The 14,803-nt window shown below is 45.4% G+C and carries 13 protein-coding genes; 2 read left to right on the top strand and 11 right to left on the bottom strand.

Annotated elements, in window-relative coordinates:
- Positions 1–524: 524 nt before the first annotated feature.
- Positions 525–1,181 carry an oligogalacturonate-specific porin KdgM family protein gene (locus AC3CH4_RS03655; protein WP_076678140.1) on the top strand — a complete coding sequence of 219 codons (657 nt, stop codon included), beginning with the start codon at positions 525–527 and terminating at the stop codon, positions 1,179–1,181.
- A 270-nt stretch (positions 1,182–1,451) separates the two neighbouring features.
- On the opposite strand, the gene AC3CH4_RS03660 is transcribed toward AC3CH4_RS03655, so the two are convergent.
- Positions 1,452–1,892 (bottom strand): DUF411 domain-containing protein, encoded by a 441-nt coding sequence (locus AC3CH4_RS03660; RefSeq protein ID WP_488543311.1) that lies wholly within the window; start codon positions 1,890–1,892, stop codon positions 1,452–1,454.
- A complete protein-coding gene (locus tag AC3CH4_RS03665; protein WP_488543312.1) occupies positions 1,882–4,701 on the bottom strand; it encodes a heavy metal translocating P-type ATPase in 2,820 nt (939 codons plus the stop codon). Before AC3CH4_RS03665 ends, AC3CH4_RS03660 begins: the two co-directional genes overlap by 11 nt.
- 301 nt (positions 4,702–5,002) lie before the next feature.
- Here AC3CH4_RS03665 and gltX point away from each other — a divergent pair, with 301 nt between their 5' ends.
- Positions 5,003–6,430 (top strand): glutamate--tRNA ligase, encoded by a 1,428-nt coding sequence (gene gltX / locus AC3CH4_RS03670; RefSeq protein ID WP_488543313.1) that lies wholly within the window; start codon positions 5,003–5,005, stop codon positions 6,428–6,430.
- A gap of 98 nt (positions 6,431–6,528) precedes the next feature.
- On the opposite strand, the gene AC3CH4_RS03675 is transcribed toward gltX, so the two are convergent.
- The 9 genes from AC3CH4_RS03675 to AC3CH4_RS03715 are packed head-to-tail and all read right to left on the bottom strand — an operon-like array spanning position 6,529 to position 14,758.
- On the bottom strand, positions 6,529–6,993 hold the full coding sequence (locus AC3CH4_RS03675; protein WP_054548129.1) for an Sbal_3080 family lipoprotein: 465 nt from the start codon (positions 6,991–6,993) through the stop codon (positions 6,529–6,531).
- 8 nt (positions 6,994–7,001) lie between these two features.
- Complete coding sequence (locus AC3CH4_RS03680; protein WP_488543314.1) at positions 7,002–8,225, bottom strand: beta-ketoacyl-ACP synthase; 1,224 nt, start codon at positions 8,223–8,225, stop codon at positions 7,002–7,004.
- Positions 8,222–8,947, bottom strand: coding sequence for a 3-ketoacyl-ACP reductase FabG2 (locus AC3CH4_RS03685; RefSeq protein WP_146454418.1), 726 nt, complete (start codon positions 8,945–8,947; stop codon positions 8,222–8,224). Before AC3CH4_RS03685 ends, AC3CH4_RS03680 begins: the two co-directional genes overlap by 4 nt.
- The gene (locus tag AC3CH4_RS03690; RefSeq protein ID WP_017106323.1) at positions 8,944–9,408 is read right to left on the bottom strand and encodes a hotdog family protein; all 465 of its coding nucleotides are present in this window, start codon (positions 9,406–9,408) and stop codon (positions 8,944–8,946) included. Before AC3CH4_RS03690 ends, AC3CH4_RS03685 begins: the two co-directional genes overlap by 4 nt.
- On the bottom strand, positions 9,401–10,600 hold the full coding sequence (locus AC3CH4_RS03695) for a beta-ketoacyl-[acyl-carrier-protein] synthase family protein (RefSeq protein WP_488543315.1): 1,200 nt from the start codon (positions 10,598–10,600) through the stop codon (positions 9,401–9,403). The genes AC3CH4_RS03690 and AC3CH4_RS03695 overlap by 8 nt, the downstream gene beginning before the upstream one ends.
- Before the next feature lie 5 nt (positions 10,601–10,605).
- Positions 10,606–11,229: a DUF3261 domain-containing protein gene (locus tag AC3CH4_RS03700; RefSeq protein ID WP_488543316.1), complete on the bottom strand. Its 624-nt coding sequence runs from the start codon at positions 11,227–11,229 to the stop codon at positions 10,606–10,608.
- A complete protein-coding gene (locus tag AC3CH4_RS03705; protein WP_488543317.1) occupies positions 11,226–13,598 on the bottom strand; it encodes an MMPL family transporter in 2,373 nt (790 codons plus the stop codon). The genes AC3CH4_RS03700 and AC3CH4_RS03705 overlap by 4 nt, the downstream gene beginning before the upstream one ends.
- Positions 13,570–14,268: a LolA family protein gene (locus tag AC3CH4_RS03710; protein ID WP_065206841.1), complete on the bottom strand. Its 699-nt coding sequence runs from the start codon at positions 14,266–14,268 to the stop codon at positions 13,570–13,572. The genes AC3CH4_RS03705 and AC3CH4_RS03710 overlap by 29 nt, the downstream gene beginning before the upstream one ends.
- Positions 14,255–14,758: an acyl-CoA thioesterase gene (locus AC3CH4_RS03715; RefSeq protein WP_065206840.1), complete on the bottom strand. Its 504-nt coding sequence runs from the start codon at positions 14,756–14,758 to the stop codon at positions 14,255–14,257. Before AC3CH4_RS03715 ends, AC3CH4_RS03710 begins: the two co-directional genes overlap by 14 nt.
- Positions 14,759–14,803 lie beyond the last annotated feature (45 nt).

Raw genomic sequence — 14,803 nt, forward strand, 5'->3', positions numbered from 1 at the left:
CATTAACAAAAGGGCTCTCTAGCTATTATCTTACTTAGATAAAAAGCGGGAGCTCTTTTTGTTTAAGGCGGGTTAAGTCTTTCTCTTAAACTGAAACATATAGAAACCGTCTTTGTTTATATCGTCAACAATGCACATAAGGTGAGTTTCGTCTCAAAAGTGACGGGCTTCTCATTATTCTCTTCAAAAAATAAGTCCCCTATAAAAAACTCTAAATCAGATGTGATTGAACTAACTGAATCTAATTTTGCGTCGTAAAATAATGTGATCTTGATCTGTACATTTTTGCGTCTTGAGTTTTTTATCAATTTTTATGTTTTTAAGTAACTGATTTTAAACTGTTAAATAACTTGTTCTTTTTTGATAGTGAGAGAGATCACTCTGCCCACTCTTTTATTTTGAAACGCAAATTAATTCGAGCAACATAGATTTCATGCCAGGGAGGCTACCAACTACTCAAGCGGTGAAGGTGAATGATGTACCGAAGATGTGCCGCTGAAAAAATCAAACTAAGGCAGTTTACTATGAAAAAAATTATCGCTCTAAGTGCACTTTCTCTTGCTTTTGCTTCTAGTGCTTTTGCTGGTTCTTCTTACGTTACAGGTAACGTTCAATTTCACTCTGATTTCCAACCAAACGCTACGTCTACATTAGAAGCTGGCCACACGTTTGATTCAGGTACAACGCTACTAACAGAGTTCGATGGTATCTCTCTTGGTAAGTACGACGATGATGCTCTACAAGACAACAACATTGGTAACTCTCCATACATCACTCTTGGTGTTGAGCAGATGTACAACATCAATGATAACCTATGGGTTGCTGCTGGTTACCACCACCTACTAAATAACGGTGAGACGGTTCAGTACCGTCCGCTAGTTAAGATTGGTTATAACTTCGATAACGGTATTTCTATCAGCAACCGTACTCGTTACCACGCTATGGAAGATAGCAAAGCTGACGACCAAACTCGTTTTGATAACCGTATCGGCTACGCAGTAAACGCTGAGCTAGCTCTAAGCTACAACAACGTATACGTGATGAGCGATGCTGATAATACTATGGACCACGAGCTTCGTGCTACATGGACTCGTCAAGGCGTTCAACCTTACTTTGAGTACCGTAACCAAGCTGACAATGCTAACAACGCATTCGTATTCGGCGCTTCTTACGGCTTCTAAGCCGATTCACTTGGCTGCTTAGTCTATTAGATTATTAGCCGAGTGAGCTTCTTCGCTAAATAGCTTTTTTGTTAAATAGCTTTTTGCTAAATAGCGTCTTCGCTAACTAGCGATGAAAACATAGCAGTACTAACAGCCCGGTTGGTACCGCTACAAGATTTGCTTTACTGTCCAAAAGCAAAGAGCCTAGCAAGTAAACCACAGTCTTGGGTTTGCTTAATACTAGGCTCTATTTTTATGTTTTCATTTCTCTCTTAGTGTTCGTGTACTTTAGTTGCCTTTATAGTGACGGTATTCAAACACCTGACCTTTCTCGTTAAACGCATACACAGAATACTCGTCTTTCTTATCGCCATGCTCCATGCCCGGAGAGCCCATTGGCATGCCCGGAACAGCTAAGCCAATCGCATTACGTGGTGGGTTTTCTAAAAAGGCTTTCACGTCTTCTGCTGGAATGTGCCCTTCAAATACGTAACCGTCGATCTCTGCCGTGTGGCAAGAGGCTAGCTCTTGTGTTACCCCTAGCTTCTGCTTGATTGGATTCATATCATCGTGGAGTTTCTCTGTCACATCGAACCCAGCATCTCGCATATGTTCAGTCCATTCTGTGCAGCAGCCGCAGTATGGTGATTTGTGGTTTAGAACATCGATAGCCAAAGCTTGTCCTGAGATCGCAGCGAGTGCAGTAAGAGTCATAACTTTACGAATCATGGTTAACCTCATGAATATGGTTTTTGTTGATATTAGAATGAGTGGGTTTGAACAATCTCAGCCTGTTGGCATTGCTCACTACCGTAATTGACGACATCGCCATCGCTGCGCCTGCAACGACTGGGCTTAGTAAAAATCCGAAAAATGGATAGAGCACACCCGCTGCAATAGGAATACCAAGCGAGTTATAGATAAAGGCACCAAATAGGTTTTGCTTCATGTTTCTAACTGTAGCTTGGGATAGCTCGATCGCATTGCTAACTGATAATGGCGATGAGTTGAGTAGTGTCATTTGCGCACTCTCGATTGCGACATCGCTGCCGCTGCCCATTGCTATACCTATATCCGCCTGAGCCAGTGCTGGCGCGTCGTTAATACCATCTCCAACCATGGCAACGCTCTTATATTGTTGTTGAAGCTGAACAATATGTTGAGCTTTCTGCTCTGGAAGTACTTCCGAGATAACCTCGTCGATACCGACGCTTTTACCTATCGCTTGAGCAACAGAATCGTTGTCGCCTGTTAATAGCACGGTGTGAATTCCGGCGGATTTTAGTTGAGCAATGGCTTGTTTGCTATCTATTTTTAATGCGTCTGAAATACCAAATATGCCTTCCAGTTTTTGACCGATTACAACGAAGATTGGTGTCCATGCCTGTGAGTGGCAAAGCTCAATAAAGTCCGCGCCAATTTCAGTCTCAATGCCAAGTTGAGTGAGGTACTTAAGTGAGCCGACTTGAACGTTCTTGCCGTTAATTATTGCTTGTACTCCTAACCCTCGTTGGTTTTCGAATTCGCTATGGGGTAGCGCCGAAACTTGTAAGCTTTCTGCATATTGGCAGACGGCTTTCGCTAGGGGGTGTTCTGACCCTACCTCTACCGAATAGGCGTAAGCCAGCAGTTCTTGCTCTGGTAAATCGCCATAAAAGGCTTGCTGAACGGTTGGCTTACCTTGGGTCAGGGTGCCTGTTTTATCAAACACGACGGCATCGATTTTACTGGCAGATTGCAACACATCAGCATCTTTGATCAAGACGCCAAACTCTGCTGCTTTGCCAACGCCGACAGTAATTGAGAGCGGCGTTGCTAGGCCCAAGGCACATGGACAGGCGATGATCAGTACAGTGGTTGATACCACGATCATGTAACTTGCACTAGGTTGCGGGCCAACAAGAAACCAAACTAGGGCGGCAATGGCTGCGATCGCGACTACAACAGGTACGAACACGGCCGAGATAGAATCAGCAAGCTTAGCTATCGCAGGTTTGCTGCTTTGTGCTTGGCGAACCATCTGAATGATTCGAGCCAGCATGGTGCTTGAGCCAATCCCAGTTGCTTCAATGATTAAGCTGCCATCACCATTAATGGTTCCTGCTGAAACACCATCATTAATCGATTTAACGTTGGGAAGCGGTTCGCCAGTCAGCATCGATTCATCGATATAAGATTCGCCAGATACCACGACACCATCAACCGGCACTTTCTCACCGGGTTTTACTCGTACTTGCATGCCGACCTGAATCGCTTCTACGGCGATGGTTTGTTCTTTACCATCGACGATAACTACCGCTTTTTGAGGCTGTAAGTTAATCAGTGCCTGTAAAGATTTGGTGGTGCGTGCTTTGGCTTTGGCTTCAATGTAGTGTCCTAAAGAGATAAGGCCGATAATCATTGCACTTGCTTCAAAATAGACATGACGTGATGGTTCTGGGAACCATGATGGAATCAGTACAACCAGCATTGAATAGAACCACGCTGCACCCGTGCCCAAAGCGACCAAGGTATCCATGGTCGCACGCTTATGCATGAGAGACTGCCAAGCATTCGTGAAGAAGCTGCGTCCCGAGGTCGCAAGCAGTATCAAACAGACCACACCAACCAATCCCCAAGCCAATTGGTCGTTAAATGTAACAATGGTCATGCTGCCACCGAACAGACCCCACGCCATCAGCGGAGCTCCGATAAACAGCGCGCTTACTGAATTCTTTAGGAAAGCTTTTTGGGTACGAAGTTGTTGTTCTTGCTGTTTTTGTTGTTGAGTTGCCGCGTCATCAACGAACTCGGCACCGTAACCTGCGGTTTTCACCGATTCTATTAGAGCGTTTTCGATGACGTCACGTGTTTTAGAGGTGAAGACCAAGGCTGTCTGTTCAGCGAGGTTGATCTGAGCTTGGTCGACGAACTCATTCTTTTTCAGCGCTTTCTCTACCGAAGAAACACAACTTGCACACGTCATTCCCTCAAGAACAAGGTGATAAGTATATTGGCTAGCTGCAGGTTTAGCTTGTGTCGGTTCAGCCGGCGTTGGTTTTTTATTTTCTTCTGAATCTGAACCTGAATTAGATAAAAGGTTATTGGCTTCAGAGTAGGGAGCTGCGTGATAACCCACACTTTCGACTAGCTCAATAATCTCGGATTCTTCAAGCAGAGTAACCAACGACAATTCATGTTTGGTGACGTTTAGATTTGAGGCTTGCTCAGTTTGTTGAATCGCCTGAGTCAGTTTGCTCACGCACTTACCGCAGCTAAGACCAGATAGCGAAAGGTGCAGTTGATTGCCCATGCTATAACCAAGCGTCGTTAACTGTTCGCTGAGTTGAACGTAATTAAACGGAGTCGAAATATCGATGTATGTCGGCGATATATCATTGATCGTCGTGTTGTCGAGATCGCCAAACAGGGTGCTAACTTTCTTCGCACAACCCATGCAATTTAGGCCGTTGAGCGCGGTGGTGTAATGGTTCATATCGATACTCCAATTCTCATCTACGCCTAACATAAACCTTCCCGTAAGGGTAAGGTCAAACATAAATTCAAGAATTTGATCTTAGTGGCATATGAGTGGGTGGGTTACGTTGGTGAAATAGGCGGGGGTTAAAGAAAAGCGTGGCTATAATTTATTGGCTCAGGCTATAGATTTGCTACATCGAAGCTGGATTTGGCCTTTCTACAGTGGCTTTCGCACAAGATCCGCGCATTAATCATTCACTACTGATTGTAGATTTAAGCGGTGGTGATAAAATAGCGCCCAAAATTTAGTGATATTTGTCTATTACAGACTTTGTATTAGACCCCACTAAAAGAATCACCTACATAATCAAGGTATTTAAATGACGGTTAAAACTCGTTTTGCTCCTAGCCCAACTGGCTATCTTCACGTTGGTGGTGCACGTACTGCACTTTACTCTTGGCTATTCGCTAAGAACCAAGGTGGTGAATTCGTTCTACGTATCGAAGACACGGACCTTGAGCGTAACTCTCAAGAAGCGGTTGATGCAATTCTAGAAGGCATGCAATGGATGGGTATGGAATGGGATGAAGGTCCTTACTACCAATCTAAGCGTTTTGACCGTTACAACGAAATGGTTGATAAGCTACTTGCTGAAGACAAAGCATTCAAATGCTACGCGTCTAAAGAGCTGCTTGATGAGATTCGTGCAGTACAAGAAGAAAACAAAGAAATGGCTCGTTACGATGCTAACCACCCTAAAATTGTTGCAGCAAACGAAGCAGCAAAAGAAGGTGATGCGTGCGTTATCCGTTTCCGTAACCCTAAAGAAGGCAGTGTAGTATTTGATGACCAAATCCGTGGTCGCATTGAAATCGCAAACAGCCAACTTGATGACCTAATCATTCGTCGTACAGACGGTGCTCCAACTTACAACTTCGTAGTTGTAGTGGATGACTGGGATATGGGTATTACACACGTTGTTCGTGGTGAAGACCACATCAACAACACACCTCGTCAAATCAACATCTACGAAGCACTAGGCGCGCCAGTTCCAACTTTCGCTCACTGTGCAATGATTCTTGGTGATGACGGTGCGAAACTTTCTAAGCGTCACGGTGCTGTTTCTGTAATGCAATACCGCGACGAAGGTTACCTACCAAATGCACTAAACAACTACCTAGTTCGTTTAGGTTGGTCTCACGGTGACCAAGAGATCTTCTCTCAAGAAGAGATGATTGAGTTCTTCAGCCTTAAAGCAATCAGCAAGTCTGCATCTGCATTCAACACTGAAAAGCTGCTTTGGTTGAACAACCACTACATCAAGACTTCTGAGCCTGAGTACGTTGCAAAATACTTGCAATGGCACCTAGACGCACAGAAGATCGATACAACAAACGGCCCAGCGATCACTGAAGTGATCAAGCTAGTTGGCGAGCGTTGTAACACGCTTATCGAACTTGCTGAGCAGTCTCGTTACTTCTACGAAGATTTCTCTGAGTTTGAAGTTGGCGCAGCGAAGAAGCACCTACGTGGTGTTGCTAAAGGCCCACTAGAGCTTGCTCTTGCTAAGGTTGAAGCACTTGAAGATTTCACTACTGCAAACATCAAAGATGGTGTGATTGCAGCAGTATGTGAAGAGCTAGAGATCGGCATGGGTAAAATCGGTATGCCACTTCGCGTAGCAGTAACAGGTGGCGGTCAGTCTCCTTCTGTTGATGCAGTAATGGAGCTTGTTGGTAAAGAGCGCGTAATCGCTCGCATCAAAATGGCTCTTGAGTTCATCGCTGAGCGTGAAGCTAACGCTTAATTGAGCGAATGCTAGATTCAAAAAAGGGTCAGTAACTTGGTTACTGACCCTTTTTATTTGTTTTGAGCTTGTTTTATCAAAGCTATGTCGATTCGAATTTATAGCTTGTCGTCGGAAATCATTTGAGTCGCTTGCGCAGCTGTTTTCTTATCGAACAAGATATCCATCATCGCTTTTATGCGTTCCATATCGTCGCCAAACTTTGAAAAATTTCCGCTATTTGGCGCTTTAAATTCGACATTGCCTACGCGTTGTTGATCTTGATAAGCCGAGATCTTAGCGTCTGCCACAAAGGTTCTGAAATCCCAGCTCCAACGAGAGACATAATCGAGCGTAATGTCCTCTGGGTTATGTTCTGAACCGTCCGCAACTACTTTACATTTAACTTGATTATTCAGACACCAATCGAGCATGGAATCAAGGAAGATGCTGCGAGTTTTTACATCTTCCACGATCGTGATATTTTCGATGTTGTTTGCTTCAGGAAGTGCATTGCCCGAATACTTCGGAGCACTGCAACCTGCGAGTAAAAAGACAACAGCAAGAGCTAGCCAGTTTTTCATTATCTATCCTAGATTTTTTTGAAGATGATGGAAGTGTTGATCCCGCCAAAGGCAAAGTTGTTGCTCATTAGATATTCAACATCCAATTCGCGACCAGAGCCTGTGATGTAATCGAGTTTGCCGCAGCGTTCGTCGATGTGCTCAAGGTTTAAGGTTGGGCTGAACCAACCTGAATGCATCATCTCTAGGCTTAACCAAGCTTCAATAGCACCACACGCACCAAGTGTATGACCAAAATAGCTTTTCAATGAACTGATTGGCACTTCTCCGAAAATGTTCGCTGTCGCATTACTTTCTGCAATATCGCCTTTTTCGGTTGCAGTACCGTGAGCAGAGACATAACCAATCTTTTCAGCCGGAAGCTGCGCGTCTTTGAGTGCTTTCTCCATACAAACTTGCATGGTTTCCATTTGAGGTTGGGTCACATGAGCTGCATCGCAGTTGCTGGCAAAGCCGACAATCTCAGCGTAGATCTTTGCGCCGCGAGCGACGGCATGTTCATACTCTTCGAGCACAAGCGTACCAGCGCCTTCACCGATGACTAGACCATCGCGCTCACTGTCGTAAGGGCTAGGGGATTTTTCTGGTGTGTCGTTTTTTAAACTGGTAGCAAAAAGGGTATCGAAAACGGCAGACTCAGTTGGGCATAGTTCTTCACCACCACCAGCAACCATCACGGTTTGGTAGCCGTGTTTGATCGCTTCATAAGCGTAACCAATCGCTTGGCTCCCTGAAGTGCAGGCACTGCTGGTGGGAATCACGCGTCCGCGCAAGCCAAAGAACAGTCCAACGTTGACCGCAGCAGTGTGTGGCATCATTTGAACATAGGTAGTTGCTGTGATTGCTCGTGTCGATTTCTCGTTAAGCATCACACCAAACGCACCTACGGCATCAGTACTGCCGGTTGAAGACCCGTAGGCAATGCCCGTTTCTCCGTTAGTTAGAACATCATGTCCAATCAACCCGGCTTGTGTTAAAGCATCTTCAGTCGCGACAGTGGCTAAGCGAGAAACCCGGCCCATGCCTCGAACCTGTTTACGTTTGTAGTGTTTTGGTAACTGGAAGTCATCAATAGGCGCAGCTAGCTTAGTGTTGAGGCCATCATACTGCTCAAAGCTTGGCATATATTGAGTGGCATTTTCACAAGCTTTCAGTTTTGGCTCGATGTGCTGCCAATCATTACCAAAGGCAGTAACACCAGACATGCCTGTTACAACAACGCGGCGGGTCATACTAGGCCTCCATTCACTGAAATTACTTGGCGAGTGACGTAGCCTGCAATATCAGACATTAGGTAGCTGACTAGGCCTGCTACTTCTTCTGGCTCGCCCATTCGGCGCAGTGGCACTTGAGGAAGGGCATGATCTTTCACGTGTTCGTCAACCATACCGGTATCAATTAAACCTGGAGCGACACAGTTTACCGTGATCTTGCGTTTCGCTAGCTCTAAAGCTAGAGACTTAGTCGCGCCAATCACGCCGGCTTTTGCTGCAGCATAGTTGGTTTGACCGCGGTTGCCCATGATGCCAGATACCGACGCCAGAGTAACGATTCGACCGCCTTTGCGTTTTTGAACCATTGGCATCACGCACGGGTGAAGTACGTTGTAGAAGCTGTCGAGGTTGGTATGGATAACACCATCCCACTCTTCTTCAGTCATGGCTGGGAATGCTGTGTCACGAGTAATACCGGCATTATTTACAACACCATAATAAGCGCCGTGTTCGGCAATATCTGACTCAAGCTTTTCGCGACATTCGCTGCGATTGCTGATATCAAATCGGATCAGACGTCCTGCGCCACCGAGCTCGGTGATCGACTTTAATGTGTCTTCAGCACCTTGCTTGTCACCCATGTAGTGAACGGCGATTTCAAAACCGTCTTTCGCGAGTTGAATAGCGATCGCTTTACCAATGCCTTTGCTGGCACCTGTGACTAAAACCTGACGGCTCATGATGGGCTCCTAGTTTTCATTTCTTGTAATTTTTGTTCGGTCGGCACGTAGACGTTGAGTTGACATTGAGCCACTAACTCACCTTGGTCTTCGACTCGGGCGGTAAACACGGCCATGCCACTGTCTTCCATCAGTTGCTCGGCGTAGATATCAAGAGTTTGACCTTGAGTGAACTCATCACACAGTGACTTGTAGCGACGAGAACCGAGTAAGAAGCCGATTGGAGGAGTCGTGCCGTTTTTCAGCGCATGGTATCCAGACCATGCCGCTACAGACTGCGCCATAAACTCAATACCGACATACGCTGGTACGGTTTGAGATTCGGCATTAAAGAACAGGTTATGAGCACCAATATCGACCTGACAGTGAATCGACAACGCCTCTACGTTGATAGCACGATCGATTAATATCATCGGATCATCGTGTGGGAGAAGTTGGTCTACAGAAGGGATATCAGTCATTTACTACACCAAAAATCAGGCTAATGTTGTTGCCACCAAAAGCGAAAGAGTTGCTTAAGATGTTCTTTACTTTAAGTTTCTGGGAACAGTTTACCAAATCAATCTCAATATCTTCAGCTTTATCCTGACATTTTTGTAAGGGAAGCGGTAAGTCATATTTTAAAATATGCCATGCTATTGCAGCCTCTATCGCACTTGCAGCGCCAAGAGTATGCCCGGTGAGAGGCTTGGTGGAACTGACGGGAACCTTGTTTGCAAAAATACGATGAATGGCTTTGCTTTCCATTGAATCATTGAGTGGTGTGGCGGTGCCATGAGCATTGATATAACCGATGTCTTCAGCTTGTAACTGCGCAGAATCTAACGCCTTTTGCATAGCTTGCTCCGCACCATTCCCCTCAGGGTGAGGCGCTGAAATGTGGTGTGCATCAGAGCTGTCACCGCAGCCTAATAAGGCAATGTCCGACGTGTTTGGGGTTGTATTGATACCGGTTAGTTTGGTCTTGCTGAGCAACATAAACGCCGCCGCTTCACCGATGTTGATACCATTTCGAGAGGCACTAAATGGCTGACAATGTGTTGTCGAAAGAGCTTCAAGACCATGAAAACCATTGAGTGTAAGCTTACATAGTGTATCAACACCGCCAACCAACACAACATCAGCCATGCCTGAATCTAATAAACGTTGGGCAGTGAGAAATACACGGCCACTGGATGAGCAGGCGGTCGAGATCGCGTAGCTTGGTCCGGTTAATGATAAATACTGGCTAACGAATTCAGAGGTATTGCCTAACTCTTGTTTCGAGTAGTGGTAATGCTCAGGAAACTCACCATGTGCCAATTTATGTTTGAATGCCGCTTCACCGTCAGAAATCCCCGAGGTGCTTGTGCCGATAACCACAGCAATTCTATCTGCGCCAAATTGTGACTTTGCTTGTTCGATAGAGTCTTGGATTTGATTCAGAGCTGATAACGCCAGTTGATTGTTACGAGTGGCGTATTGTGCGAGATTGGATGGAACCTCTGGCAGTTCTCCTGCGACCTTACCCACTATAGTGTGCTTACCATCATTCAGCATATCGCTTACTTCAACCATGTTTGATTCGCGTGTATCTTTGAGGCAGCCATGAATGTCAGCAACGTTTGAGCCTAATGCGGAGTGGAAGCCACAGTCTTGGATATAAATAGGCATAGTGTTCAGCTCATACTTGGATTATCGACAATCGTTGAGTTCAACGTTTGTATGGTGATGGTGTAGCCTTGGGTCAAATGTTTGAAAACAATGTTGCCCATGGTTTTGTGTGTTCCGGGCTCTGCTTGGTAATCAATTTGAATGATTGCCTGTTGGTTTTCATCAAACACAGTGCGGCTGTTTTCTGTGTCGACCAAATGCCACCCTATGCCTTGCAAAGGTTGAGCCCATACTTCAATTGGCCATAGAGTCAGCATTAAATTAAATAGCACCTGTTCGGGCTGCGGCAGGGTTGCGCCAAGACCGGATAGAACTTGAGTCTCAATGGCTCGGTTCTGGTATTGCAGCGATAAGATACGCGTTCCCCAAGAGGAAAAACCGGCCAACACGACTTTATCTGGAGTGACTTCGACTTGAATCGGTAGTTGCTGCGTATCGTCTTGCCATGTTGCGCTGATCAGCTGACTGGCCGTGAGGGAATATCCCAGTTCAGCTGGCAGTGGTAGTGCGAGCTCGGTGTCATTGTTGATAAATACACTCGCACCACTCGGTTGCTGAGAAACCATTGAACAGGCACTGAGTAGTAAACCCAATACAACGCCCAACGTTATCTGTATTGTATTTTTCATCTAAAAGCCTCATGAGGTTTTGGTTTTCTTGCGGCTTTCTCTGTATTGATTGCGAGTGGAGAAAGCAACCACGCCACAAAAATACCCGTTAAGACGGTAACGCCGAAACTATGAATGGCATGAGTCTGACTTAGTGACAGTAGACCAAATGAAAGCAACGTTGTGAGACCCGATAGGGTAATCGCTAATAAGGTGCTTAGCGATTTTTTCTGCTCAGCAAAGAACAGGGTATAGTCGATACCAATCCCTAAAATTAGAATCAGTCCAAGCAGGTTAAACAGATTCAGTGTCGAGCCTAAAATGCCGGTGACCGCTAAACCTGCGACTCCGGCAATCAATGAAGGCAACAGCATTAATAGGCTTTGCTTCACACCGTAGCGCCAACCTAAAACCATCCCAATAGCGGCCAAAGCTATCAATAATAGCTCGGTGATCTTGACTCTGTATTCCTCAAAGAGAGCGGAGATTTCATCGGCTTTATTAAGGTATTTAACACCTTGTTGCTGAGCAAAGCTTGAATTGAGCCATTGAGAGAACAGTGCTGAGTTTGTAACGTCTTTGATCAAAATGACTGACGCCGCTTGTCCATCGATAGGTTTTAACCAAAGTGGTCGAACAGGTTCTGACACCGGTGATTCTAAAAATCCAGATACCGTGATTGCTTCGAACTTAGGTAATTCTGGAAAGCTAGGCCAACCAAGCGTGTTCTGTAAGATATGGCTTTGCTGGTGATAGAGTTGTTCAACCAATTGATAGTTATCATGCTGGTCTTGTTTACTTAACAACTGCTGATTGATGCTGCGATATCCTGAGATACCTTGGCTATCGATTAAAGAGTCTAAGCTCGCGGTGATTTCTGCCAGTTTTTTGAGTAGCTTTTGATCGCTCTTAGCGGTCACCAGCAGCATATTTTGGCCACTGCCTAATCCTGATATCTCAGTAATGGCTTGCTCTTGCTGTTTGAGTTGATCTGGCATCGCTTGAAGTTGGCGAATATCGTCGTCGTAGCGAATTTGACTGAGTGATATCAAGCTAACGACAGTCACTATTAATGGTAAGCCAATTCTAAACTTTTGGTTGCTCCAGAGATTTAACCAAGTATGCCAAAGCTTCGACAAGGGAAGCGGGCGTTCTTGGCTTTGTTTTGCAGCTAAAACTGGGTACCAACACACCACGCTGGCGTAAGCCGCAATAAGCCCAATCGACGAAAACAGAGCAAGTTGCTGTAAACCCGGGAAAGGTGCCACCAACAGACCTAGGTAGCCAATCAAGCTGGTGATCAGACCTAAGGTGATCGCAACGAGAATATGTTTCAACCCTTTGTCGCTTTGCCATTGATTACCAGCCGCCAAACGATCGGTTAGGTAATGGAAAGAGTAGTCGATGGATACGCCAATCAAGCTGGCACCGAACACCAAACTAAACAGGTGAACCTTGCCGAAGATAGCGACGGTGCTTGCAAGGGCAACCAACAACCCAGTACTGATGGAAAGCAAGGATAAGGCAAGTGGTAGGGCACTACGAAACGTCAACCACACCAATAAAATAACACCGGCTAATGAGCCCAAACCAATAGTACTGATTTCTGATTTCGCGCTTTCGGTGCCGTAATTTGCGTAGAACACCACACCGGTATGCTGCACTTTGACGCCAAACTGTTTTTCGACCTCGAGCTCAATTGAATCAAGATCAGGAAGTTGTTCTTGAATCGCCAAGCTATAAGGTGAGCCAGCCAGCGTAGCCGTCACCAAAATATGAGTTTGGTCATTAGAATGAGCGGTGAGGTATCCTTCTTTCAGAACAAAGTTACTTGATTGAACGCCAACAGCACTGATGTAGTCGCGAAATAGTAGAAACGGATCCATCGACAGTTCGGCTGCAGTGACGCCTGAGAACGGATTGTACAGAGACTGAATCACATATTGAGCTCGCGAACCAGGCGAGTGTGTCAGCGTCTCTTTTTGTTGCTGGGTCAGAAGTTGAGCTCGGTGACGAAAATAGAAATCGCTCCATTGGCTTTGAGTGCTGGCGTTGATTTTGCCTTGCACGTGCTTAAAAAGAGTTGGCTGACTGGAGAACGCTCTTTGGTTGAGGGCTTTTTCAAAAGCATTAGTGGCAGCGGTGGCATGTTCGATATCAGAGCCACTTATTATGAAGACGACTTGCTCGCTCATCGAGCTGGATATCTGCTGAAAGGCTTGCTCTACCATTGGGTCTTGCTGGTTTTCTGGTAGTAACTTTAGAATGTTGCTTTCAATCGGTACCGACGAAGAAAAAGCGAATTGTTTTATTAACAATCCGCTAAATAGCATTACGATAACAAGCCAAACAATGGCCAGGCTAGAGTTGGAATTGTTTCGCTTCAGCATCTGATAATACTTCCGGTAGATGGCTTAATTGGCTAAATTCGATCACCGTGCTGTCTCCACGAATCTCTCTCAGTTCAATGCGTTCAATATCATTTTGACCTTGCAGAGTAATGGCTTCAAATACCGCGTTCATAGGCGCACTTTTAGGCTTGAGAGTGAGCGTCCATGACGTACCCTCTGTGCTTTCATTTGCACTTTCATCTGAGCTTTGCTCAGTCGCGGGTTCAAATGACAGTGAGAACTGCTCTTGGAGTTTTTGAGTATCACCGTGGAACACCGATAGGAATATATGGCTGAAATAAAACGCCATCGGGTTTTCTTGGTCGGTGATGATCTTGGCTGGTTGATCAGCAAACCTTTGGCTCAGTTTGTTGTCGGTTAGCACCAAGCTCACAGGGAAGGGTGTCGCTTGTGTCCAAAGCAAACCATTCGATTTGTCTAACAGGAAAGTACCTTGTGATGTTAAAGGTTGAGCGAACATTTCCATATTGCGTGTTTGAGTAAACTCTCCACGCACTATGTTGTTTGCACTTAATACTGTTTGCAGATCTGAAATAGAGCCAACCGTAGCTGTACTTTCATTAGCAATAGTTAAGCTACTCGCCATCATTGAAGCAAGCCCTAGTAGTGCGATGCTGATGTGTTTGCGACTGCGTTTAAACAGACTCATGTTTCACCTGTCGGTTGTTAGAGGCTTGAGGTTTATGTTCAGCAGCTAGAGGTAAGCAACCGAATTGGTGCCAATGCTCAACTTTATCGGTAAATATTTTCGGTGAAGCAAAACACATTTCTTGCTCTTCAATGGTCACCGCAACCTGCATGGTGTGAGCGCGTGTCATACGAGCACCCGTGTTGGCATCGTGAATTTCGTAGTCAACACGCAAGCGGTTTTCCCATTCAGTCAACTTAGCGGATACCTTGATCTGATGATTAAACGGTATCGCTTTGATGTACTTTACGCGCGTGTCGATGATCGGCCACATGTAGCCAGAATCCTTCATCTCATGATAGTTGTACTCAATCTTATCCATCATGATGCGCCTTACTTCTTCAAAAAATCGGAAGTAATTGCCGTGATAGATCACGCCCATTGGATCGGCATCTTGGAATGAGGTGATAAGTGTCACCTCAGATTGTAATGGATGAAGGATTTCAGACATAAATCGCTCTCAACAATATTGCGTAAAGGGTTGGCTACTTTATGA

Source organism: Vibrio sp. QJM3NY_26, assembly GCF_057786005.1.